The organism is Nocardia sp. CC213A (assembly GCF_030766805.1).
Lineage (GTDB): Bacteria > Actinomycetota > Actinomycetes > Mycobacteriales > Mycobacteriaceae > Nocardia > Nocardia otitidiscaviarum.
In genome coordinates this window covers 142,123-164,895 of the sequence record NZ_JASFXA010000008.1, presented here as the reverse complement: position 1 = coordinate 164,895, position 22,773 = coordinate 142,123, and the positions used below count along the sequence as shown (strand labels likewise).

The following is a 22,773-nucleotide window of genomic DNA, read 5'->3' as shown; positions in this document are numbered from 1 at the left end:
ATGACTGCTCCTAGCATCGAACACACCTCGGCCGAGCAGCCGAGCAGGGGGCGGGCGCGGCGGGGGCTGTTCGACCCCGAGCTACTGCTGAAGTCGTTGCCGGACGCCTTCCGCAAGCTCGACCCGCGCACCCTGTGGCGCAACCCCGTCATGCTGATCGTGGAGATCGGCGCGGTCTGGGCCACCGTGCTGGCGCTGGCGGATCCGAGCTTCTTCGGCTGGGCCATCGTGCTCTGGCTGTGGGCCACGGTGCTTTTCGCGAATCTGGCCGAGGCCGTCGCCGAGGGGCGGGGCAAGGCGCAGGCCGACACGCTGCGCAAGGCCAAGACCGACACCGTGGCACGGCGGCTGATCGACTGGTCACCCGGTGCGCACGTCATCGAGGAGCAGGTCGCGGCCCCGGAGTTGCGGCGCGGCGACCACGTCGTGGTCGAGGCGGGGCAGGTGATTCCGGGTGACGGCGATGTGGTGGAAGGCATCGCCTCGGTGGACGAATCGGCCATCACCGGGGAGTCCGCGCCGGTGATCCGGGAATCCGGCGGGGACCGCTCGGCGGTGACCGGCGGCACGACGGTGCTGTCGGACCGTATCGTCGTGCGGATCACCCAGGAACCGGGCGGCTCGTTCATCGACAAGATGATCGCGCTGGTCGAGGGCGCGAGTCGGCAGAAGACGCCGAACGAGATCGCGCTGAACATCCTGCTCGCCGCGCTGACCATCATCTTCGTGTTCGCGGTGGTGACATTGCAGCCGCTGGCGATCTACGCCAAGGCCGACAATCCGGGGGTGCCCGACAGCCTGGCGCTGACCGGCGACGGGATCACCGGCATCGTGCTGGTGTCGCTGCTGGTGTGCCTGATTCCCACCACGATCGGCGCGCTGCTGTCGGCCATCGGCATCGCGGGGATGGACCGCCTGGTGCAGCGCAATGTGCTGGCCATGTCCGGCCGTGCCGTGGAGGCCGCCGGGGATGTGAACACGCTGCTGCTGGACAAGACCGGCACCATTACGCTGGGCAACCGGCAGGCATCGGAGTTCGTGCCCATGCCGGGCGTGACACCCGACGAGATGGCCGACGCCGCACAGCTTTCCAGCCTCGCCGACGAAACCCCCGAAGGCCGCTCCATCGTCGTGTACGCGAAGCAGGCATACAACAAGCGCGAGCGGCACGCGGGTGAGCTGACCGGGGCGACCTGGGTGGAGTTCACCGCCCAGACCCGCATGTCGGGCGTGGACCTGCACGACGGGCACCGGCTGCGCAAGGGCGCGGCCAGCGCCGTCACCGAATGGGTGCGGGTCAACGGCGGCGAGGTGCCCGAGGCTGTCGGTCGGACCGTGGACGGCATCTCCGCCTCCGGCGGCACCCCGCTGGTGGTCGCGGAGATCCAGAACGGCACGGCCCGGCTGCTCGGCGTCATCCATCTCAAGGATGTCGTCAAGGCAGGCATGCGCGAGCGCTTCGACGAGATGCGCCGCATGGGCATCCGCACCGTCATGATCACCGGTGACAATCCCTTGACCGCCAAGGCCATTGCCGAGGAGGCGGGCGTGGACGACTTCCTCGCCGAGGCCACCCCCGAGGACAAGCTCGCGCTCATCACCTCCGAGCAGGCCGGTGGCCGCCTGGTCGCCATGACCGGTGACGGCACCAACGACGCGCCCGCCCTGGCTCAGGCCGATGTGGGCGTCGCCATGAACACCGGCACCTCCGCGGCCAAGGAGGCCGGGAACATGGTCGATCTGGATTCGGATCCGACCAAGCTCATCGAGATCGTGGAGATCGGCAAACAGCTGCTCATCACCCGCGGCGCGCTCACCACGTTCTCCATCGCCAACGACATCGCCAAGTACTTCGCCATCATTCCGGCGCTGTTCGTGGTGCTGTACCCCGGCCTGGACGCGCTGAACATCATGCGCTTGGCCAGCCCGCAGTCGGCGATCCTGTCCGCGGTCGTATTCAACGCCGTCGTCATCGTGGCGCTGATCCCGCTGGCGCTGCGGGGTGTGGCCTATCGACCGGCCGCGGCGTCGAAGCTGTTGAGCCGCAATCTCGCGGTGTACGGCGTCGGCGGCATCATCGCGCCGTTCCTCGGCATCAAGCTCATCGACCTCGTGGTCCGATACCTCCCCGGGATGTCCTGATATGCGTACGTCAACCTGGATTCGGCAACATCTCGCGGCGCTGCGCGCGCTGCTGGTGCTCACCGTGATCACCGGAATCGTCTATCCCGTCGCGGTTTTCGCGGTGGCGCAGCTGCCCGGCCTGCGCGACAAAGCCGATGGCTCGCTGCTCGAGCGGGACGGAGGCGTGGTGGGCTCCAGCCTGATCGGGCAGTCCTTCACCGATGCCGACGGCAACGCTCTGGCGCAGTACTTCCAGAGCCGCCCGTCGGTGGCCGGCGACGGCTACGATCCCCTGTCGACCTCGGCGAGCAATCTCGGCCCGGAGGACATCGTCGACACCGCCGACACCACCAGCCTGCTCACCGAGGTGTGCACGCGCAGTAAGGAAGTCGGCGAGCGCGAGGGTGTGGACGGGCGACGCGCCTACTGCACCCCGGCCGGGGTCGGCGCGGTGCTGTCCGTCATCGGCCCGCGCTCGGCCGACGGTACGGTCGAGCATCCCACCACGGTGGTCAGTGTCAACGAACTCTGCCCGGCCACACCGTTTCTCGCCACGTATCGGGGCGTGACGGTGGAGTGCGCGGTGGCGGGGGAGGACTACTCGATCGGCCGTCTCGTGCCGATCGCGGGTGATGTCCCGGCCGTTCCGGCCGTGCCCGCTGACGCGGTCACCGCCAGTGGCAGCGGGCTGGACCCGCACATCTCCCCGGCGTACGCCGCGATTCAGGTCGCGCGGGTGGCCAGGGCGCGCGGTGTTTCCGCCGAGGAGGTCCGCGCACTGGTGGCGGCCCACACCAGCGGCCGGGATCTCGGCTTCCTGGGTGAGCCGAGGGTGAACGTGCTCGAACTGAACCTGGACCTGGACAGTCGATTCCCGCTGCGTGGCTGATCGTTTCGGCATCGGTGTCGTGTGGCATCGGCCGTGGCGGGCGAGCCGCCCCGATCGCGCAGGGCGGGCGATCGGGGCGGCTCTGGCGTGCGCGACATGTGGGGCCGCGCACGTGGTTGGGGCGTCAGCGGAAGATGACGCAGGTGGTGGTGGCGTGCGCGACCAGGCGGCCCTGGTCGTCGGTGACGCGGCCCTCGGCGGTGGCGGTGGTGCGGCCGACGTGGATGGTGGTGCCGGTGGCGGTGAGCGTGCGGCCGTCGGTGGGGACCGCGCGAATGTATTTGATCTCCAGCCCGAGCGTGGTGTAGCCGACCCCCGCCGGGAGGGTGGTGTGCACCGCGCAGCCCATGACCGAATCCAGCAGGGTGGCGCAGATGCCGCCGTGGGTGGTGCCGAGCGGGTTGGCGAAGTCCGGGCGGGTGCGCAGGCTGAACACGACCTCACCCTCCTCCAGCGAATCGACCTCGATACCGAGCAGATCGCCGATGTAGGGCGGGCGCTCCGACATGCTCATGGCGGTCCGCAGCAGCTCCAGGCCCGACAGTGCGGCGAAGTCGATCTCGGGGGCGGTCATGAATGGCATCCTTTCGATGAACCGATCGGTTCACATCTGTCATGATTGGACCATGGACCGATCGGTTCACGCAAGACCCGTGCCGCACGACCGTCAGGAGATCGCATGAGCGCCGGACCCCGGGACCGGTTGATCGAGAGCGCCATCGAACTGGTGCGGGAGCAGGGTGTGCACGGTGCGGGACTGTCCGCCCTGCTGGATCGCAGCCGCGCCTCCCGCAACTCGCTCTACCAGCACTTCCCCGAGGGCAAGGGGGAACTCGTGGAGGCCGCCACCCGGGTGGCGGCCGACCGCATGTCCGCGCTCATCGACACGTTCATGTCCACCGGCACCGCGGAGGACTGGCTGGTGTCCCTGCTCGACTGGTGGAAGCGCAATCTGGAACGCAGCGCCTTCGGCGCGGGCTGCCCGGTGGTCAGCGCCGCCCTGGCCGAGGACGAGCCACGCGTGCAGGCCGTCGCGGCACTGGCCTTCGGCGACTGGACCGAACGGCTCGCCGCCGCGCTCACCTGCCAGGGTCTCCCCGAGGAGCGGGCGCGGTCACTGGCCGGATTCATGCTCAGCGCCATCGAGGGGGCCATCATCCAGGCGCGGGCGTTGAAAACGACCCGGCCGCTGGACGAGGTGCGGGAACAGCTGGTGCCGCTGCTGCCGCGCTAGCTCACCACCAACCCAGCAGCGGTTGCAGCTGGCGGCCCAGTTCCGGTGCCAGCGACCGCGAGTAGCTCGCGGTCAGGTGGTGCTCGTCGTGGTAGACGAGGATATTGCCCTCGATCACCGAGCACACGTCCGGACGGCACACCGCGTCGGAGAGATCCAGCGGGAAGACATTCGGGAAGTCCTCGGCGGGCGCGGCGGCCGGATTGACGTTGGACAGCGCGTCCTCCCGCTTCATGCCGCAGCTCACCCGATCGCCACCGGCGGCCAGACAGTCGATGGCGCGGTAGCGCACCTTGTCGCGGCGCAACCACGGGGTGTCGCGCATCGCGAGCACGTGCAGGCCGCGATCCTCCAGGGCGGTCCACACATCCAGGTAGTCCGTCGGCGTCTCGTCGCCGCCCGCGTCGGCGGGGCGGGTGCCGGTGGTGAACACCCAGTCCGGCTTGTCCTCGCCGAGCCGGTCGATGACCTCCGCGGACCAGTCGCGGCAGTCGGCGATGGGCAGACCCTTGTACATGGGCTCCGCGGCCACGGTCAGCGGACAGCCCATCTTCAGGAAGACGACCAGCCGGAAACCGTGCTCCTCACCCAGTAGGTGCAGGGCCGGAATCCAGTGCTCGGCATGGGAATTGCCGACCACGGCAATGGTGCGGGTCGCCGAGGTGTCGCCGTACTCGCAGGTGATGACGGCGCGGGTGTCGAAGTCGGAGATGCAGCCGTCCCGGGTGGGATAGGCGTTGTCGGCGGGCGCCTCCGCGATGGTCGGGCGCATCTCGGCATTGGGCACCGGCGCGTGCGCGATGAGCGCCTCCGCCCCCGGGTAGCGCACCGGATCGAGCTCGCCCACCGGTTGCAGCTTCGAGCCGTTGATCACCTGCCAGGTGAACGCGCATCCGACCAGCAGAATGCCGACGGTCGCGGTGGCGAAGCCGGTGCGCAGCCGGTAGTCGCGGTCGGCGGTGGGTTCACCGCGCACCCGCAGCGGTTCCTCGATGAAGCGGTTGGTGGCGTAGGCGAGCAGCAGGGAGGCTGCGATCACCGCCGAACCGCCGACCAATCCCGCTGTGCGCGACTGTGTTTCGCCGAGCATGAAGATGAGAATCGGCCAGTGCCACAGGTACAGCGAGTACGCGAGCGATCCCAGCCGCACCGCCGGAGCGCTGGCCAGCATCCGGTTCACCCACGGCTGCCGCGCCCCACCGAGATTCGCGCCCGCCGCGATGAGGGCCACGGTCGCGCCCACCGGCAGCAACGCCGCCGGACCGGGGAAGCGGGCGGCGCCGTCGATCAGCCAACCGCAGGCCACGATGGCGGACAGGCCCGCGACCGCCAGCACCGCGCGGGCCAGGCGAGGCAGTGCGATGTGCGGTGCGGCCATCGCCAGCAGCGCACCCACCAGCGGCTCCCAGGCGCGCGCGAAGGTGTCGTAGTAGTTCCAGCCCTGCTGATTCGAAACCCCTTGCGTCGCATGCAGAAGTGCGGCGACGGCCAGCACGCCGAACAACGCGGCCACCCACGCGGTCACCGACCCGGTTCGATCGTTGCGGCGACAGACGAAGGTCACCAGGGCGACCAGGGCCAGCAGCGCCACGTACATCTGCCCCTGCACCGACATCGACCACAGATGCTGGAGCGGACTCACGGCGGGATCGGCCGCCAGGTAGTCGGTCCACGCCGCCGCCAGGTACCAGTTCTGGTAGTAGAACAGCGAGGCCAGCGTCTGCGCGGCCATATCGGACCAGCGGGTGTACGGCTGGAAGACGACCGTCGCGACGGCCACGGCGGTCAGCACCACCACCATGGCCGGGAGCAGCCGCCGTCCGGTGCGCCGCAGCGTCTGCCGGATACCCACCGAACCCGTCTCGGCCTGCCGCAGCAGCATCCCGGTGAAGAAGAAGCCCGACAGCACCAGGAAGACGTCCACGCCGCCGGACACCCGGCCGAACCAGATGTGGAACACCACCACCAGCGCGATGGCTATTCCGCGTAGGCCGTCCAGGTCGAGACGGTATTCGCGGCGGCGCGGGGCGGCGTCGCCGGACCCGGTGCCCGGCGTGGTCGACGATGACGTGGAAGAGACAGACATGGCGCGGCAATTCTGGAGTATCGCACGCCTCAGCACGAAATCGCCACGCAGATCGTGACGGTAATGTGCGGATTCTCACCGGTGGGCGGGTCAGGCGAGAACGAAATAGCGCAGCCAGAGATACGGTGCCGCCACCGCGACGCTCACCGCCGTCACCACCATGCCCTTGCGAGTGAATTCCCAGAACGAGATCGGCGTGTCGGCTCGTCGGGCGATGCCCAGCATGACCACGTTCGCGCTCGCGCCGACGGCGGTGAGATTGCCGCCGAAGTCCGCGCCCAGGGCCAGCGACCACCACAGCGCCTCCGCGTGCTGGTCCATACTGCCCGCCAGATCCGCCACCAGCGGACTCATGGTGGCGACATAGGGGATGTTGTCGATGATGCCCGAGAGCACGGCCGAGACCACCAGGATGAGCATGGTGGCCAGCAGGGCATCGCCGCCGGTGACCTCGGTGGCGCGGGCGGCGAGCCGCTCGATCACGCCGGTCTTCACCAGTGCGCCGACCATGATGAACAGGCCGACGAAGAACAGCAGCGTCTCCCATTCCACGGAGGCGAGGTAATCGCGTTGCGGCAGGCCGGAGATCAGGACCAGGACGCCCGCGCCGAGCAGGGCCACCACCGACGGTTCGATCTGGAAGACGGAATGCCCGACAAATCCGGCGAATACGGCGGCGAGCACGATGCCGCACTTCACCAGCAGCCGCGGATCGCGAATCGCCTCGCGCTCGTTGAGCGCCATCACATCGGCCGCCCGCTCCGGATTCACCTCGAACGAACCCCGGAACAGCCGGGGCAGCAGCGCGATGAGCACCAGCAGCACCAGCAGCACGATGGGGGCCATATTCCACAGGAAGTCGTTGAACGACAGATCGGCCCGGCTGCCGATGATGATATTGGGCGGATCGCCGATGAGGGTGGCCGCGCCGCCGATATTCGACGCCAGCACCTCGGCGATCAGGAAGGGCGCGGGCGACACCTCCAGGCGTTCGCACACCAGCAGCGTGACCGGGGCGATGAGCAGCACCGTGGTCACATTGTCGAGGAAGGCCGACGCGACGGCGGTGATGAGGGTCAGCAGGATCATGACCCGCAGCGCGGAACCGCGCGCGCGTTTGGCCGCCCACACCGCCGTGTACTCGAAGACCCCGGTCTGGCGCAGCACACCGACGATGATCATCATGCCGAGCAGCAGGAAGATGACATTCCAGTCGATGCCGGTCTCGTGCGAGTAGAAGACGTCGTCGGCATCGAGCACGCCCAGCGCCAGCACGATGGCCGCGCCGCCCAGCGCCGCGGTGGTCTTGTGCACCCGCTCGGAGGCGATGAGGGCGTAGGCGATGAGGAAAACCGCCACGGCCACCGCGGTCATCGGGCGACCCCGTGGGCGCGGACGGCCGTCAGACCTGGAGTGCGGCGGCCAGCAGTCGCGACGAGGTGACCACGCCGAGCAGTCGCCTGCCGTCCAGCACCGCGACGATCGGCGAGCGGTGCCGGGCCATGGTCGCCGCCACTTCCACAATGGTGTCGTCGGGTCGGGCGGTCGGAATACCGCCGGGCTTGTCCGGCATCACGTCGCGGACCTTCTTGCCCCGCAGGCGTTTCACGGTCTTGTCGCACATGGGCTCGTCCAACACCCCGGCCAGCGACGGATCGTCCTGCACGTACTTCGGGATGATGAAGCGCACCACCTGCCAGGCGGCCAGCACGGCCGCCGGACAGCCGTCCGGTCCCATCACCATGATGCCCGGCAGCCGATGCTCCGCCATGAGTCCGGCCGCCTCCAGCGCATCGGTGTCCAGGGACACCACCGGGAACTCCTCGGCCAACTGTGCGGCATGCATAGGTGCAGGATACGACGCTCCGCCCGGCCATCACGCGAAGAGAATACGTCAAGATCGAATTAGCGAGTGTGACCGAAACTCACTGGTCCCGGGGCTGTGAGCGGAGTCGCGGCGGTCGCGGTCGCGCAATTGATGCGTAAAGGCGTGTCGAAACAGATAATCCGGACATGGTGTCACTCGTGATGATCATCGGCGTGGTTCTCGCACTGCTCGCGTTGGCGGCGCTGCTGGTCGTGCTGATCGCCCGAAGCACGCGGCGGCGCGTCGAACGCGTCGACCCCCTGGCCTTCACCCCGCAGGGGCCGGGACAGCGCGGCCGGGGCGGACCACCGCCGGGATACCGGCCGTCCGGGTACGACGGGAGCCCGGCATGGCATCCCGACCTTCCGAGGGGCGGTTCGGACCGATACGACGACGGCCACCACCCGGGTGGTCAGCACGGCCAGCACCACACCGGCTATCACGGGCACGCGAATCACGGCTACGTCCACGGCGACTCCGGCTGGTGGAACGGCGGTTCCGGCGACGGCGGATCGGGCGGCGGTGTCGGCGACAGCGGCTACAGCGGCGGTGCCTCCGACAGTTCCGGCGGAGGTTCCAGCGACAGCGGCTCCGGCGGCGGTTCCTCGGATTGAGTTGGGCCGCCGCGTATCGTCGGCACGGCGTGCGGGTGGCCGGAATCCAGTGAGAGGGAGCGGGGCATGGCGGTCGAGACGGTCGATGCGGTGGTGGTCGGAATGGGGCCCGGCGGTGAGGACGCCGCGACCCGGCTGGCCGAGGCCGGACTGTCGGTGGTCGGTGTGGAGGGGCAGCTCGTCGGCGGCGAATGCCCCTACTACGCGTGCATTCCCACCAAGATGATGGTGCGGGCGGCCGCCGCCGTGGCCGAGGGGCGGCGGGTGGACACGCTGGCCGGGTCGGCCACCGTGCGGCACGATTGGGCTCCTGTCGCGCGCCGCATTCGCGACGAGGCCACCGACGACTGGAACGACGCCGCGGCCGTGCACCGGTTCGAGAAGTCCGGCGGCCGGTTCGTGCGCGGATGGGGACGGATCAGCGCGCCGGGGGAGGTGACCGTCGACACCGCCGACGGGGCGCGGGTGTTCCGGGCCGAACGTGCGATCGTGCTCAATCCCGGTACGGCACCGACGATTCCGCCCATTCCCGGCCTCGACCGCACGCCGTTCTGGACCAACCGGGACGCGGTGACCGTCACCGCGGCCCCCGAATCGGTGATCGTGCTCGGCGGCGGGCCCGTGGCCTGCGAATTCGCGCAGATCTTCGCGCGCTTCGGCAGCGCGGTGACCATGCTGGTGCGCAGCCGACTGGTGCCCAGGGACGAACCGGAGGCCGCAGCGGTGCTGGCCGAAGCCTTTGCCGCCGAAGGGATTCGAGTGCGCACGGGCACCACGCCGAAACAGGTGGACCACGACGGGTACCGGTTCGTCGTGCACACCGACGACGGCGATGTGCACTACGCGCAGCGGATGCTGGTCGCGACCGGTCGCCACACCGACCTGTCCCGGCTCGGCGTCGGCGCGGTCGGCCTGGACGAGAGCGCGAAGCGCATCGAGGTGGACGGGCGGATGCGGGCCGCCGACGGGGTGTGGGCCATCGGCGATGTCACCGGCAAGGGCGAGTTCACCCACATGTCCATGTACCAGGCGCGGATCGCGGTGCACGACATCCTCGGCGGCAGTGGCGAATCCGGCGACTACCGGGCGGTGCCCCGGGTCACCTTCACCGATCCGGAAATCGGTGCGGTCGGTCTGACCGAGGCGCAGGCGCGCGATGCCGGGCTGTCGGTGCGCGTCGGCAGCGTCGAGGTACCGGCCTCGACGCGCGGGTGGATACACAAGGTCGGTAACGCGGGCTTCGTCAAGGTCGTCGAGGATGCCGGGCGCGGCGTGCTGGTGGGCGCCACCTCGGTCGGCCCGTGGGGTGGTGAGGTGCTCAGCGCGCTGTCGATCGCGGTGCACGCGGAGGTACCCGTCACCACCCTGCGCCGAATGATCCTGGCGTATCCCACGTTTCACCGTGCCATCGAGGCCGCACTGGCGGATCTGTCCTGATCGCACTCCCTGCCCGGGTGCCCGACGGCACCTGGCAGGGAAGCTCGACGTGGTCGCCAGCCGGCGTGGTCGGGATCCGCGCCCGGTGATCAGTAGCCGCCGGGCTGGAGCCGCAGTGGCACGCCGAGCCGGTTCCACAGGTTGATCTGCGCGGTGATGGCGACCAGGCCGCCGCGCTGGCCCTCGTCGAAGTGCTTTTCGACGGCGGCCCAGATCTCGTCGCTCACGCCGTGCGGGCCGAGTTCGGTTGCCGCCTCGGCATAGTCGAGGGCGGCCTTCTCGGTGTCGGTGAACAGGGTCGATTCCCGCCAGGCGTTCAGGTGGAAGACCCGCTGCTCGCTCTCGCCCTCCTTGCGGGCCTGCGTGGTGTGCATGTCGATGCAGAACAGGCAGCCGTTGATCTGGGAGACGCGAATCTTCACCAGCTCGCGCACCACCGGGTCGAGCGGGCCCTGCCCGATCGCCGTCTCCGCGGCGGCCCAGGCCCGGTAGACCTCGGGGGCCAGCTTCGGCAGATTCAGACGCGACATGTGCTCATCCTTTCGTCGATGCCGAACGGTTCGGCACAACCCTTGGACGAGGCAGGGGCGTGGCGCGTGACGGGTTCGAATGTGGCGTCCGTCACCGACCGCGCGGCCCGCCCGGAGCGGACCGCGCGGGTGGCGTCAGGGGCGGGTCAATGCCGCATAGCGGGCGATGTGGTGATCGGCGCTGCCGTACTCGTGTTGAATCGCGGTGAGCCGTTTGAAGAAGTGGCCGATGGCCAGTTCCTCGGTCATGCCCATGGCGCCGTGCAGCTGCACGCCCTCCTGCCCGATGGTGCGGGCGGCGCGGGCGACGGTGGCCTTGGCGGCGGCGACCGCCCGGGCCCGCTCGGCGGGCTCGGCGGTGAGCTTCATGGTCACCAGATAGGTTGCGGCGACGGCCTGTTCGAACTCCAGATGCATATCGACCATGCGGTGTTGCAGGGCCTGGAAGCTGGCGATCGGCACCCCGAACTGCTGGCGCTGCTTGGTGTACTCGACGGTGTCGGTGAGCACCTTGCGCATGGCCCCGACGGCCTCGGCGCAGACCGCGGCGATGGCCTCGTCCCGGGTGGCGGTCACCGCGTCGGCGGCGTCGGTCAGCAGCAGCGCGTCGGCGGGCAGGCGTACGCCGGTGAAGGTGAGGTCGGCGGCGCGGCGCTCGTCGATGGTGCGGTAGCTGTCGACGGTGAGCCCGGCGGGTGGGGCGGCGGCATCGAAATCGAGGACGAACAGGGCGATGCCATCGTCGACGGTGGCGGTGACCAGCAGGTGGGTGGCCAGGGGAGCGGTGGTGACCACGATCTTGGTGCCATCCAGCACCCAGTCGTCACCCTCGCGGCGCGCGGTGGTGCGCACCTGCCCGAGGTCGTATCCGGCCTGGGGTTCCAGCGCGGCGAAGGCGGTGACCACCTCGCCCGCGGCGATGCCGGCGAGCAGATCCTCGGCGCGTTTGCCGTCCGACCGCCGCAGCAGGCCGCCGCCGACCACCACGGTGTCGACATACGGTTCCACCACGAGTGCGCCGCCGAGCGCTTCGGCGACGATCATCGTCTCGACCGGCCCGCCACCGATACCGCCCACCGATTCCGGCAGGCTCGCGCCGAGCACGCCGACCTCCTCGGCCAGCCCGCGCCAGATCTCGGGCTGCCAGCCCGCGCCCAGACGGGCCGCGGCACGGCTGGTTTCGAGGTCGTAGCGGGCCGCGAGGAACCCGGTGACGGCGTCGCGGAGCATGTTCTGCTCGGGTGTGAATTCGAAGTCCATGACTACAGTCCCAGGGTGGCTTTGGCGATGATGTTGCGCTGAATCTCGTTGCTGCCGGCGTAGATCGAACCGGCGCGGTCGTTGAAGTACCGCAGCGGCGCGACCGCCTGCCATTCCTCGCCGCTGACGAATCCGTCTGCGGGAGCGGTGAAATCGACGACCGGGCCACCGGGCATGGTGGCGTGCGGTTGATAGGCGCGGCCGCGCGGGCCCGCCGCCTCCAGGGCGAGTTCGGTGAGCACCTGACTCAGCTCGGTGCCGAGGATCTTGATGGTCGACGCCGCCGAACCCGGATCCTTGCCGCGCGATATGGCCGACAGGGTGCGATATTCCAGCACTTCGAGCACATCGGCGCGGATCCGCGCGTCGGCGAGCCGGCGGGCGAATCCGGGATCGTCGATGAGCGGCGTGCCGTCCGGGCCGGGCTGGGTGGCGGCGGCCTGCGCGAGTTCCTCGGCCATCACCTGGAGCGCGGGCGCGGCCGCCCCGCCGCCGCGTTCGAAGATCAGCAGATATTTGGCCACGGTCCAGCCGTCGTCGATCTGGCCCAGCACATTCTTCTTGGGCACCCGCACCTGGTCGAAGAAGACCTGATTCTGCACCTGCTCACCGGAAGTCATGACCAGCGGCCGGATCTCGATGCCGGGGGTGCGCATATCGATGAGCAGGAAGGTGATGCCCTGCTGCTTCTTGGCCTGCTTGGAGGTGCGCACCAGGGCGAAGATCCAGTTGGCCTCGGTGGCGTGGGTGGTCCAGATCTTCGAGCCGGTGACGATGAAATCGTCGCCGTCGTCGACCGCGGCCATCGACAGCGAGGCCAGATCCGACCCTGACTCGGGCTCCGAATAGCCCTGGCAGAAGAACACCTCGCCGGTCAGGATGCCCGGCAGGAAGTAGTTCTGCTGTTCCTCGGTGCCGAACGCCATGATGGCGTGGGCGACCATGCGGATGCCCATGGGGGACAGGTTGGGCGCACCGGCGAGCGTGCACTCGCGGCTGAAGATGTAGTGCTGCGTCAGGCTCCAGTCGCAGCCGCCGTGCCGCACCGGCCACGCGGGAGCCGCCCAGCCGCGTTCGTGCAGGATGTGCTGCCACCGCATGCTGGCTTCGTGATCCGGGTAGACGCTCGTCGCCAACTGCCCGGCCCGACGAAGATCAGGGGTTAACTTTTCGTCGAGGAAACTTCGCACCTCATCACGAAACGCCAGATCGGCGGGCGACCAGTCCAGATCCACGATGACTCCTTGCCTGAGAACTGCTCATAACCATCTCATCGCGAATGCCCTGCTGGCAAATGTGCTGGCACCTGCCATCACTTGAGCCACCGGCAATACCCTTGACATTCCACTGTGGAGTATTAATATGAGTCTCACCTTCCACAATGGAAGAATCTCGGGAGGATCTGGACATGGACATCGCCTCCGGCACCCGCGCCTCGGACGCCGAGCGCGCGGCCGTCATCGAACAGCTCGGTCGCCACATGGCCGAAGGCCGCATCACCACCACCGAATACGACGAGCGCGCGGCCCAGGTCTACGCCACCCCCACTCGCGAAGGGCTGCACGTGGTCCTCGCCGACCTGCCCGAACTCGCGAAAACAACAGTGCGGCAGCGCACCCCGCGCATCCCCGTCTGGCAGCGCATCGAGGGCAGCGCCTGGTTCGGCGTCGGCCTGCTGTGCCTGGCCATCTGGGCCATGATCTCCATCGCGGCGGGCGAACCCACCTACTTCTGGCCGTTCTGGGTCATCGTGCCGTGGGGCGGAGTACTGGTGTTCCGCATGCTCACCGGCTGGGAATCGTCCACCTGCGGAAGGCATCCGCGAGCGAGGTAGGTGCAGGCCCGTGTACGCGACCGTCCTGACGTTCCACATTCTCGTCGGTGCGGCCGGACTGCTGCTCGGCCCCGTGCTCATGTGGGCCGATGCGCACTGGCGGCGATCGGGAGACATCGGCGTCGCCTACCTGGGAGTGGTTGCCGCCGTCTGCCTTTCGGCCGTCGCCCTGGTGCTGTGGTGGCGGCCCGAACTGTGGGGGCTGATTCCGCTCTCCGTGCTGACATTCGGTCTGGCGTGGCTGGGGCGGTATTCGGCCGGGCGAGCGGGAAAGTGGACCCATGCTTACGTGCACGGTCTCGGTGGCTCCTACATCGCGCTCATCACGGCGACGGTGGTGGTCAGCTTCGCCATCGACGGGCCACTGCGCGGCGGGGCGCAACTCGTTGCGTGGTTGGGGCCTACCGTGATCGGGGTGGTGCTGCTGGACATGTGGCGGCGGCAGTTGGTGCAGGGGGCACGCGATCGGGACGTGTAGCCGCCGAGAGCAAAAGGCTATTGAATGTGTTCCGCGATGTGGCGGCGTGCGACCGCGTCGGGCACTGGATTGGAAATCGACGATTGTATCTCTGAATAGCTCGGCATTTCGCCGATGACATCCTGGCCGGTTCGAACTGCGAGAGCTGCTGCTACCGCCGCGCCCAGCGCTCGTCGATACAGCAGTGACCCCGTGCTGATCCGCCGTACCCCGACGGCGGCGAGTTCCGAAATGGCCGGCCCTCCCGTGGAATAGAGCACGTTGAGCGGCACGGGCACGGCCTGGACATATCGTGCGATCTCGGTGATGTCCGAGACCCCGGGAATGAAGACGCCGTCCGCACCGGCGGTCACGTATCTCCCGGCTCGGGAAGTCGTTGAATCGAGGTCCAGGTTCAACCAGTAGGTGTCTACTCTGGCATTGACGAAAATGTCCGGAGTTCGTTTCTTGATCGCGGTGATGATGTCGGCCTGCTGTTCCAGGGTCGCGAGTGAGGTGCCGGTGCGACCGTCTTCCACGTTCACGCCCGCCGTGCCGAATTCGGCCAGTTCGGCGACGAAAGCCGCGATCTCGGCGGGGTCGGTGTGAAATCCGGCTTCGATATCGACCGTCACCGGAATCGATAGCCGCGCCAATTGCCGTGCCAGTGTACGGGTTTCGGCTGCGGTCGCGCCGATTCCGTCGGTAAGGCCCGCCGCCGCCGCGATGCCGAGGCTGGTGGTGCCGACGGCCGGGAATCCGGCGGCGGCCAGGAGCGCCGCCGAGCCGAAATCCCAGGCATTGGACAGTATCAGGGGTTCGGGGCCGTAGTGCAGCTCGCGGAAGATCTCGGACTTGGTCACGCGGTGGTCCCTTCGAGGATTCCGGCGGCGAGGGCAATCGCCTGGGGGCGGCCGGGGCAGGCGTGTGGGCCTGCGCCCCAACCCAATCCGGGGTGGCGCAGATCGAGTTCCACCTGTTCACCTCCGATGACACGTCGGGTCGAGCGCAGCGGCGGGCTCTCGATCATGGTTCGGGCGAGGATCTCGTCGGGGGACCACGATCGGGGTGTGTGGCGGGCGATCAGGTCGCGGGCATGGGTGACCAGTACATCGGTGGCCACGCAGGCTTGGACGAGGACGCAGATCCGGGCGGCCGTCACCTCGTCGGCTACTCCTCCGCACGCCGCGACCAAGGCGTCCACCGCGGCGTCGGCCGCGGTGCTGTCCGGCTCGTGCGGCTGGTAGTGCGCGGCGATCACCGCCACGGTGGCGGCCGGGACGTGGTGCAGACCCATCGCTTTCAGCAGCACCTCGATGTGCGGCAGCGGGTGGTCGGTCACCGCGTGCACCCGGTGGCGCAGGTCGGTGGGGGAGAGTCGGTCGAGTTCCGCGATCACCAGGGCGCGGCGGCGCGCGTGGTCCGGTCCTTCGCTGAAACGGGGCACGTGGGCGCGCAGCCAGGCCGTGCCGGTGGCGGCCGTCGCGGTGGGAAAGGTCGGTACGGGCATGGTGCGCAAGGCTTCGCGCACCCGGTTCGGGTCGGTGATCATCGGGCAGGTCCGGCGCATGGGCCGACCGTAGGGCCGGAACGTTTCGGTGCGCGCCGAAGTGTCGGCGCGCGATCATGGTCCGGTGCTCTCCCGAGGAACCGAACTGGCTCGGCTGGCGGCTCTGCTGGCCGACCGCACCCGCGCTGTCATGTGCTTGGCGCTGCTGGACGGTCGCGCCTGGACGGTAGGGGAACTGGCGCGGTACGCCGAGGTGGCCGCGTCGACGGCCACCGAGCAGGTGCACCGACTCGTCGACGGCGGGCTGCTGGCGGAGCATCGGCAGGGGCGGCACCGCTATGTGCGGGTGGCGAATCCCCGGATCGCCGAACTGCTCGAGGCGTTGGCGGCCGCGGTCGACGCGCCGGATGAGCCGGTGACCGGGCTGCGGGCCGGTACGGTCGCGGCCACACTGGCTCGGGGACGCACCTGCTACGACCACCTCGCGGGTCGGCTCGGCGTTGCCGTCACCGATGCGCTCGGCGCGCGCGGACACCTGGAGACCACCACCGGATTCGCGCTCACCGAATCCGGAATGGTGCTGCTGACCGACCGGCTCGGCATCGACCCGGCCGCGCTGCACCGAACCCGCCGCCCCGTGGTGCGTCCCTGCCTCGACTGGACCGAACGCCGCATCCACCTCGGCGGTGCGGCCGGGGCGCAGCTGTGCCGCCGTCTGCTCGAGCTGGGCTGGCTCGAGCGGATAGGGAGGGGGCGGGCCGTGCGAGCCACCGGCGCGGGCGAGTCCGGTTTGTTCGATCTGCTCGGTATCGATCCGGCCCTGCTGCGCTGATCCCGCCGCCCGCCGCCGGACTCGGGCACCGGCATACGCATGGCTACCCGAGCCGAGCGGGTAACCTGGCCGACTGTGCACCTGAAGAGTCTGACGCTGAAGGGCTTCAAATCCTTCGCGTCCGCGACGACGCTCCGGTTCGAACCGGGTATCACCTGCGTGGTGGGGCCGAACGGGTCGGGGAAATCGAATGTCGTCGATGCGCTCACCTGGGTGATGGGTGAGCAGGGGGCGAAGGCGCTGCGCGGCGGGAAGATGCAGGACGTCATCTTCGCCGGGACGGCGGGTCGCGCCCCGCTGGGTCGTGCCGAGGTCACGCTCACCATCGACAACTCCGACGGGGCGCTGCCCATCGAATACTCCGAGGTCTCCATCACCCGCCGCATGTTCCGCGACGGCGCGGGCGAGTACGAGATCAACGGCAACTCCTGCCGTCTCATGGATGTGCAGGAACTGCTCAGCGACTCCGGCATCGGCCGCGAAATGCACGTCATCGTCGGGCAGGGACAGCTGTCGGCCATCCTGGAATCGCGGCCGGAGGATCGGCGCGCCTTCATCGAGGAGGCCGCGGGCGTGCTGAAGCATCGCCGCCGCAAGGAGAAGGCGGTGCGCAAGCTCGATGCCATGCAGGCCAATCTGGCGCGCCTCACCGACCTCACCACCGAACTGCGCCGCCAGCTCAAACCGCTCGGGCGGCAGGCCGAGGTCGCGCGGCGGGCGGCGACCGTGCAATCCGAGCTGCGGGACGCGCGGCTGCGACTGGCCGCCGACGATCTGGTGTCGCGCCGCCGCGACCTGGACGGGCAGCAGAGCAAGGAAGCGTACGCGCGCGAACAGCAGATCAACGTGCAGGCCGAACTCGACGCCGCCAATGCGGCGCTCGCGCAGCAGGAATTCGAGCTGTCCAAGCTCACCCCGGGCGCGGAGGCGGCGGCACAGAGCTGGTTCCAGCTCTCGGCGCTGACCGAGCGGGTCAACGCCACCATCCGCATCGCCCGCGACCGGGCCCGCAACCTCACCATCGAACAGCCCACCGGCAGCGGGCGCGACCCCGAACAGTTGGAACGCGAAGCGGATCGAGTGGAGGCCGAAGAGGCCGAGCTGGTCGCGGCCGTCGAAATGGCCGCGGAAACACTGGAAGCCGCCCGGGAACAGCTGCACGAACGGGAGCAGGCCGCCAAGGCCGCCGAGCAGGCGCATCTGGCCGCCGTGCGCGCCATCGCCGACCGGCGCGAGGGTCTCGCCCGCCTGTCCGGGCAGGTGGACTCGCTGCGGATTCGCGCCCAGTCGGTGGACGGCGAGATCCAGCGCCTCTCGACCGCCATCGCCGAGGCACGGCAGCGCGGCGAGGCCGCCGACGCCGAATTCGAGTCCGTCCAAGCCGAATTGAGCGAACTCGACGCGGGCGAGGAAGGGCTCGACGCACAGTACGAACATGCCGCGCAGGCCCTCGAACTGGCCGACCAGCGGGTCACCGAACTGCGTGAGCGCGACCGCGAGGCGGGCAAGCGGGTCGCCTCGCTCGCCGCCCGCGTCGAGGCGCTGACCATGGGTTTGCAGCGCCGCGACGGTGCCGCCTGGCTGCTCGAACACCGCGCCGAGGGACTGCTCGGACCGCTGTCCGGGCAGTTGCGGGTGGACAGCGGTTTCGAAGCGGCCGTGGCCGCCGCGCTCGGGCCGCTCGCCGACGCCGTCACCGCCGACACCGGATCCTCCGCCCACGGTGCGGTGCGAGCGCTCAAGGAGGCCGACGGCGGACGCGCCGCCGTGGTCTACTCCGATGCCGCACAGGCGAATTCGGTGCCGAGCGGGGAACTGCCCGGTGGCGCGCGCTGGTTGCTGGACGTGATCGACTGCCCCGCATCCCTGCGCGCCGCGGTCGCCGCCCTCACCACGGGCGTCGCCGTTGTCGAGAACCTCTCCGCCGCACGGGAACTCGTCACGGTCCGACCCGAGCTGCGGGTCGTCACCCGCGACGGCGATCTCACCGGCTCCGGCTGGGTGCTCGGCGGCTCCGACCGTGCCCCCAGCCAGCTCGAGGTGCAGGCCGAGATCGATGCCGCCCAGCAGGAATTGGCGTCCTGGCAGCGCCAGTCCGAGGAGTTCGAGGCGGCCCTGGCGGGAGCGCTGGCCGAGCAGGCGGACCGCAAGGAGGCTGTCGACCACGCCCTGCTCGCCCTGCACGAATCCGATCAGGCGCTGGTCTCCATCTACGACCGGCTCGGCCGCCTCGGCCAGACCGCCCGCGCCGCCCAGAAGGACTGCGAACGCCTGCTCGCCCAGCGCGACGACACCGAGGCCGGCCGCGCGGAAACCCTGGAGAAGCTGGCCGAACTCGAGGATCGGCTGCGCCACGCCGAACTCGAACAGTCCGATATGGATCCCGAGGCCGCGGGCACCGAGACCGCCGGCTACGCCCGTGAGGAGGCCGCCGCCGCGCTGGCCGAGGCCCGCTCCCTGGAGGTGGAGGCCCGGCTCGCCGTGCGCACCGCCGAGGAACGCGCCGAATCCGTACGTGGCAAAGCGGATTCGCTGCGCCGCGCCGCCCGCGCCGAACGGGAGAACCGGGCCCGCGCCGAACGTGCCCAGGCCGCCCGCCGCCAGGCCGCCGCGGTGGCCGCCGTGGTCGCCGACTCGGCCGAACGGGTGGCCGCCGAACTCGAGAAGGTGGTCGCCCAGGCCGGGGCCCGCCGCGACGACCTGGTGCGCCGCCGCACCGAATGCGCCGCGCAGGTGGATCAGACCAAGGAGCGCGCCCGCGCCCTCACCACCCAGCTCGCCCAGCTCACCGATGCCGTGCACCGCGACGAGGTGGCGCGCGCCCAGGCGGCGCTGCGCATCGAACAGTTGGAGACCACCATCTCCGAGCAGTTCGGCATCGCCCTCGACGACCTCATCGACGAGTACGGCCCGGATGTGCCCATGCCGCCGACCGCGCTGGAGATGATGGAGTACGAGCAGGCCAAGGAGCGCGGGGAGGCGGTCAGCCCGCCGCAGCCCATGCCCTACGACCGGGCCACTCAGGAGCGCCGCGCCAAGCGCGCCGAGAAGGATCTCACCACCCTCGGCAAGGTGAATCCCCTTGCGCTGGAGGAGTTCGCGGCCCTGGAGGAGCGCTACAACTTCCTCGCCACCCAGCTCGAGGATGTCAAGAAGGCCCGCCAGGACCTGCTCGACGTGGTCGCCGAGGTGGATGCCCGCATCCTGCAGGTCTTCACCGAAGCCTACGAGGACGTGGCGCGCGAGTTCGTCGGTGTCTTCAGCCGCCTGTTCCCCGGCGGCGAGGGCCGCCTGCTGCTCACCGACCCCTCCGACATGCTCGCCACCGGCGTCGAGGTGGAGGCCCGCCCGCCGGGCAAGAAGGTCAAGCGCCTGTCCCTGCTCTCCGGTGGCGAGAAGTCCCTCACCGCGGTGGCCCTGCTGGTCGCCATCTTCCGCGCCCGTCCCTCCCCGTTCTACGTGATGGACGAGGTCGAGGCGGCCCTGGACGACACCAATCTGCGTCGCCTCATCGGCCTGTTCGAGCAACTCCGTGAGAAGTCCCAGCTCATCGTCATCACCCACCAGAAGCCGACCATGGAGATCGCCGACGCCCTCTACGGCGTGAGCATGCGCGGCGACGGCATCACCCAGGTGATCTCCCAGCGTATGCGCGGGGAGAATCTGGTGGGCGCGACGACCTGATACCGGTTGTCCCGGCAGCGCGTCAAGACTGCGGCGACAGGTGTCCCGGTGAACGGGAATTCGTCGGTGCCGCAAAGTGAAACGCCTGCGCGTCTGAACGTTGCCGGTTAGCGTCCCCGAGTCATGAAGCGCTCTATCGCAGGTATAGCACTCGGCATCACCGTCACCCTGGCCGCACCGCTGCCGTCGGCACTGGGCGATACCGGATCGTCCTCCCTGTCGGGTGGGTCCGGATCGTCCTCACTCTCCGGTGGTTCCGGCTCGTCGTCATTGTCCGGTGGCGGTGAGCTGCCGCCGTACTCCCAGTGGATCTCCGAGGTGCAGACGGTCGCGGCGCAGGCTCGGGACTATCTGACCGGGGCGTTGCCCGGGTCGACCAAACCAGCCGTCGTGTTCGACATCGACAACACCGTGCTGGAGACGCAGTACAACCCGAGCGTGATTACTCCGGCCATGGCACCCATGCTGGCGCTGGCGCAGTGGGCGAAGGGGCAGGGTGCGGCGATCATCTTCGTCACCGGTCGTCCGGCACTGATGAACATCTACACGCAGATCAACCTGTCGGCGGTGGGCTATCCCGTCGACGGCCTGTACGGCAGCCCGTTCACCACGCTGTCCGCGGGGTCGGCCGGATTGCAGGAGTACAAGACCAACGCCCGCATCGATATCGAGGGTGACGGCTACACGATCGTCGCCAATATCGGCAACAGCGCCTCGGACCTCGCGGGCGGGCATGCGCAGCAGACCTTCAAACTGCCCGATTACGACGGCGCGCTCTCCTGACCGCCTGTCGGATGCCCGCGCGGGACGGATGCTCCGGCAGCGCCCCTCCCGTCGCGCGGCACCGACACCCGGATCGATCGCGGTCGGCGCGTCCGAGCCACCACTGCCGCGAACGTCGACGGGCCGCCCGGAACCGGGGCGGCCCGTCGTACGCGGCGAAGTAGGCTCACAGCGTGTTGTGGGTGACGGCGGCCGCTTTCGGAGTCGCGTGGTGGCTGGGCTTGTATCTGCTGGCGCGGGACGTGGGAAAGCCGGTGCTGCGCAGGGCCGGAGCCGGACTGCTCGGCTACGCCGTCGCGGTCGTCTTCGGTTACCTCTTCGGCGCGGACGAGCGGTTCGACGGGGTGCGCGCCGTGCTGGTGTGCGTGCCCGCGGTGGCGTGGAGCGGGGTGTTCGTGCGGCTGCTGCCCGAGCCGCCGGGGGAGCGCGCCGACCGGTGGTGGCGGTTCGGGCTGGTGCCGGTGTGCACGGTCGTGGCCCTGCTCGCGGCCGCGGGGATCGGCGCGGCGGCGTATGCCCTCGGCGTCTGCGCGGTCCTCGCGCTGTTCGGCTCGCTGATCGCGCTGCTGCGCCATCGCTCGGCGCTCGTCGCGGGCTCGGCGCGCGGGACCGTCGCGGGGCTGTTCACCGTGGGCGCGATCATGTTCGGTCTCAGCGCCGCACTCGTCCTGCTCGGCCTCGAACTGGTGCCCGCCACCCTGGTGCTGGCGCTCGTGGTCGTGGATCTGGTGCTGCTGGGCGTGGGCATCGCTGTCCTGGACGCCTTCGAGGAGGGGGAGGCGCTGCGGGCGGATATGCTGCGCTCCCTCATGGTCGCTGAGGCGACGGCCATTGTCTTCGGCGGGCAGGCGGCTGTCGCCATCGTGCTGACCGGGCCGCGGCTAGCCCTGGAGGTGTTGTTCTTCGGCACCATCGCCGCCGCCATCGCGCTGCAGGTGCTGTACGTGCCCCTGCAGGCGGCCGTCGACCGGCTGGTCTTCGCGTCCGCACCGGAGCTGCGCGAGGCGCGCGACGAGTTGCGCACCGCCGCGGAGGCACTACCGCGGAAACGGGCGGTCGAGCCATCGGCCGGAGCCGACGCGTCCGGTCTGGCGGCGCTCGGCGAGGACGAGTTCGCACGTCTGACCCGCCGCGCCCTCAGTCACTACGCCGATCTGGGCAAGCTGGTGTCGAGTCCGCTCATCGACCTGCCCGCCATCGACAGCCGCCTCGCCGCACGCGACAGCGCCCCGGGACCGCTCGATCGTGCCGCCGAACTCAAGACACTGCTCACCGACGCCATCGCGGCGCTGAAGCCGCGCACCGGCGAGGAGTTCGGCACCAGCGAGGAATGGCGGCACTACAACGCCGTGTACTTCTACTACGTGGTCGGCATTCGGCCCTACAGCGTGCGTACCAAACGCACCGATCTGGACCCGGTGTCGCGCAAGGCGCTCGCCTGGTTCGTGGACCAGGTGCCGGAGCGGACCCTGCACAACTGGCAGAACTCGGCAGCGCGCATGATCGCCGCACAACTGCGATCCGGATTCGGCAGTATGTCGAAATAGGGCTCTGACCTGCGGTTGGCAGTATTCGGCAGCGGATGTGGTGGGGTCGGCAGTGGATTTCGGGCGACGGTATCGGCAGTCACCG

At 69.5% G+C, this 22,773-nt stretch carries 20 protein-coding genes; 11 read left to right on the top strand and 9 right to left on the bottom strand.

The genetic code is table 11. The annotated features are described in order from the left end of the window. Both kdpB and QJS31_RS16890 read left to right on the top strand, forming a co-directional pair. Entirely contained in the window at positions 1–2,142 is a 2,142-nt protein-coding gene (gene kdpB, locus QJS31_RS16895; protein WP_306357124.1) for a potassium-transporting ATPase subunit KdpB, read from the top strand. A gap of 1 nt (position 2,143) precedes the next feature. After that, positions 2,144–3,013 carry a potassium-transporting ATPase subunit C gene (locus QJS31_RS16890; protein ID WP_306357123.1) on the top strand — a complete coding sequence of 290 codons (870 nt, stop codon included), beginning with the start codon at positions 2,144–2,146 and terminating at the stop codon, positions 3,011–3,013. A 124-nt stretch (positions 3,014–3,137) separates the two neighbouring features. Here the strand turns inward: QJS31_RS16890 and QJS31_RS16885 are convergent, their stop codons facing one another. Beyond that, complete coding sequence (locus QJS31_RS16885) at positions 3,138–3,587, bottom strand: PaaI family thioesterase (RefSeq protein ID WP_306357122.1); 450 nt, start codon at positions 3,585–3,587, stop codon at positions 3,138–3,140. Positions 3,588–3,692: 105 nt separating this feature from the next. Here QJS31_RS16885 and QJS31_RS16880 point away from each other — a divergent pair, with 105 nt between their 5' ends. After that, positions 3,693–4,247, top strand: a complete 555-nt coding sequence (locus QJS31_RS16880) for a TetR/AcrR family transcriptional regulator (RefSeq protein WP_306357121.1) — start codon at positions 3,693–3,695, stop codon at positions 4,245–4,247. Position 4,248: 1 nt separating this feature from the next. Here QJS31_RS16880 and QJS31_RS16875 read toward each other — a convergent pair whose 3' ends face one another. The 3 genes from QJS31_RS16875 to QJS31_RS16865 form a co-directional block, all read right to left on the bottom strand. Further along, positions 4,249–6,333 carry an acyltransferase family protein gene (locus tag QJS31_RS16875; protein WP_306357120.1) on the bottom strand — a complete coding sequence of 695 codons (2,085 nt, stop codon included), beginning with the start codon at positions 6,331–6,333 and terminating at the stop codon, positions 4,249–4,251. A 90-nt stretch (positions 6,334–6,423) separates the two neighbouring features. Beyond that, the gene (locus tag QJS31_RS16870; RefSeq protein WP_306357119.1) at positions 6,424–7,707 is read right to left on the bottom strand and encodes an ArsB/NhaD family transporter; all 1,284 of its coding nucleotides are present in this window, start codon (positions 7,705–7,707) and stop codon (positions 6,424–6,426) included. A 28-nt stretch (positions 7,708–7,735) separates the two neighbouring features. After that, positions 7,736–8,179 carry a CBS domain-containing protein gene (locus QJS31_RS16865; RefSeq protein ID WP_029930056.1) on the bottom strand — a complete coding sequence of 148 codons (444 nt, stop codon included), beginning with the start codon at positions 8,177–8,179 and terminating at the stop codon, positions 7,736–7,738. A gap of 167 nt (positions 8,180–8,346) precedes the next feature. Here QJS31_RS16865 and QJS31_RS16860 point away from each other — a divergent pair, with 167 nt between their 5' ends. Both QJS31_RS16860 and QJS31_RS16855 read left to right on the top strand, forming a co-directional pair. After that, entirely contained in the window at positions 8,347–8,814 is a 468-nt protein-coding gene (locus QJS31_RS16860) for a hypothetical protein (RefSeq protein ID WP_306357118.1), read from the top strand. Between the two features lie 66 nt (positions 8,815–8,880). After that, on the top strand, positions 8,881–10,251 hold the full coding sequence (locus tag QJS31_RS16855) for an NAD(P)/FAD-dependent oxidoreductase (RefSeq protein ID WP_306357117.1): 1,371 nt from the start codon (positions 8,881–8,883) through the stop codon (positions 10,249–10,251). A gap of 89 nt (positions 10,252–10,340) precedes the next feature. Here QJS31_RS16855 and QJS31_RS16850 read toward each other — a convergent pair whose 3' ends face one another. From QJS31_RS16850 to QJS31_RS16840, 3 genes are all read right to left on the bottom strand, one after another. Then, positions 10,341–10,781 (bottom strand): carboxymuconolactone decarboxylase family protein, encoded by a 441-nt coding sequence (locus QJS31_RS16850; protein WP_306357116.1) that lies wholly within the window; start codon positions 10,779–10,781, stop codon positions 10,341–10,343. Between the two features lie 135 nt (positions 10,782–10,916). Continuing rightward, positions 10,917–12,041 (bottom strand): acyl-CoA dehydrogenase family protein, encoded by a 1,125-nt coding sequence (locus tag QJS31_RS16845; protein WP_306357115.1) that lies wholly within the window; start codon positions 12,039–12,041, stop codon positions 10,917–10,919. A gap of 2 nt (positions 12,042–12,043) precedes the next feature. Further along, positions 12,044–13,276 carry an acyl-CoA dehydrogenase family protein gene (locus QJS31_RS16840; protein WP_143982073.1) on the bottom strand — a complete coding sequence of 411 codons (1,233 nt, stop codon included), beginning with the start codon at positions 13,274–13,276 and terminating at the stop codon, positions 12,044–12,046. A gap of 146 nt (positions 13,277–13,422) precedes the next feature. Here QJS31_RS16840 and QJS31_RS16835 point away from each other — a divergent pair, with 146 nt between their 5' ends. Both QJS31_RS16835 and QJS31_RS16830 read left to right on the top strand, forming a co-directional pair. Continuing rightward, a complete protein-coding gene (locus QJS31_RS16835; RefSeq protein ID WP_306357114.1) occupies positions 13,423–13,875 on the top strand; it encodes a DUF1707 domain-containing protein in 453 nt (150 codons plus the stop codon). Positions 13,876–13,885: 10 nt separating this feature from the next. Continuing rightward, positions 13,886–14,353, top strand: coding sequence for a hypothetical protein (locus tag QJS31_RS16830; RefSeq protein ID WP_306357113.1), 468 nt, complete (start codon positions 13,886–13,888; stop codon positions 14,351–14,353). A 17-nt stretch (positions 14,354–14,370) separates the two neighbouring features. On the opposite strand, the gene QJS31_RS16825 is transcribed toward QJS31_RS16830, so the two are convergent. Further along, positions 14,371–15,195, bottom strand: coding sequence for an isocitrate lyase/phosphoenolpyruvate mutase family protein (locus QJS31_RS16825; protein WP_306357112.1), 825 nt, complete (start codon positions 15,193–15,195; stop codon positions 14,371–14,373). Continuing rightward, complete coding sequence (locus QJS31_RS16820) at positions 15,192–15,902, bottom strand: hypothetical protein (protein WP_306357111.1); 711 nt, start codon at positions 15,900–15,902, stop codon at positions 15,192–15,194. The genes QJS31_RS16825 and QJS31_RS16820 overlap by 4 nt, the downstream gene beginning before the upstream one ends. 64 nt (positions 15,903–15,966) lie before the next feature. Between QJS31_RS16820 and QJS31_RS16815 the strand changes: the two genes are divergently transcribed. From QJS31_RS16815 to QJS31_RS16800, 4 genes are all read left to right on the top strand, one after another. Continuing rightward, on the top strand, positions 15,967–16,674 hold the full coding sequence (locus QJS31_RS16815) for a helix-turn-helix transcriptional regulator (protein ID WP_306357110.1): 708 nt from the start codon (positions 15,967–15,969) through the stop codon (positions 16,672–16,674). 75 nt (positions 16,675–16,749) lie between these two features. Beyond that, positions 16,750–20,358 (top strand): chromosome segregation protein SMC, encoded by a 3,609-nt coding sequence (gene smc, locus QJS31_RS16810; protein WP_282780601.1) that lies wholly within the window; start codon positions 16,750–16,752, stop codon positions 20,356–20,358. Between the two features lie 123 nt (positions 20,359–20,481). Beyond that, the gene (locus QJS31_RS16805; RefSeq protein WP_143982066.1) at positions 20,482–21,141 is read left to right on the top strand and encodes an HAD family acid phosphatase; all 660 of its coding nucleotides are present in this window, start codon (positions 20,482–20,484) and stop codon (positions 21,139–21,141) included. A gap of 173 nt (positions 21,142–21,314) precedes the next feature. Further along, positions 21,315–22,688: a hypothetical protein gene (locus QJS31_RS16800; RefSeq protein WP_306357109.1), complete on the top strand. Its 1,374-nt coding sequence runs from the start codon at positions 21,315–21,317 to the stop codon at positions 22,686–22,688. Positions 22,689–22,773 lie beyond the last annotated feature (85 nt).

Excerpts from the sequence above, each read along its gene's own strand:
- QJS31_RS16880 (WP_306357121.1), top strand. The coding sequence starts at position 3,693 with ATGAGCGCCGGACCCCGGGACCGGTTGATCGAGAGCGCCATCGAACTG.
- QJS31_RS16855 (WP_306357117.1), top strand. The coding sequence starts at position 8,881 with ATGGCGGTCGAGACGGTCGATGCGGTGGTGGTCGGAATGGGGCCCGGC.
- QJS31_RS16860 (WP_306357118.1), top strand. The coding sequence starts at position 8,347 with ATGGTGTCACTCGTGATGATCATCGGCGTGGTTCTCGCACTGCTCGCG.
- QJS31_RS16835 (WP_306357114.1), top strand. The coding sequence starts at position 13,423 with ATGGAAGAATCTCGGGAGGATCTGGACATGGACATCGCCTCCGGCACC.
- QJS31_RS16820 (WP_306357111.1), bottom strand. The coding sequence starts at position 15,902 with ATGCGCCGGACCTGCCCGATGATCACCGACCCGAACCGGGTGCGCGAA.
- QJS31_RS16890 (WP_306357123.1), top strand. The coding sequence starts at position 2,144 with ATGCGTACGTCAACCTGGATTCGGCAACATCTCGCGGCGCTGCGCGCG.
- kdpB (WP_306357124.1), top strand. The coding sequence starts at position 1 with ATGACTGCTCCTAGCATCGAACACACCTCGGCCGAGCAGCCGAGCAGG.
- QJS31_RS16885 (WP_306357122.1), bottom strand. The coding sequence starts at position 3,587 with ATGACCGCCCCCGAGATCGACTTCGCCGCACTGTCGGGCCTGGAGCTG.
- QJS31_RS16805 (WP_143982066.1), top strand. The coding sequence starts at position 20,482 with ATGAAGCGCTCTATCGCAGGTATAGCACTCGGCATCACCGTCACCCTG.
- QJS31_RS16865 (WP_029930056.1), bottom strand. The coding sequence starts at position 8,179 with ATGCATGCCGCACAGTTGGCCGAGGAGTTCCCGGTGGTGTCCCTGGAC.
- QJS31_RS16850 (WP_306357116.1), bottom strand. The coding sequence starts at position 10,781 with ATGTCGCGTCTGAATCTGCCGAAGCTGGCCCCCGAGGTCTACCGGGCC.
- QJS31_RS16870 (WP_306357119.1), bottom strand. The coding sequence starts at position 7,707 with ATGACCGCGGTGGCCGTGGCGGTTTTCCTCATCGCCTACGCCCTCATC.
- QJS31_RS16875 (WP_306357120.1), bottom strand. The coding sequence starts at position 6,333 with ATGTCTGTCTCTTCCACGTCATCGTCGACCACGCCGGGCACCGGGTCC.
- QJS31_RS16845 (WP_306357115.1), bottom strand. The coding sequence starts at position 12,041 with ATGGACTTCGAATTCACACCCGAGCAGAACATGCTCCGCGACGCCGTC.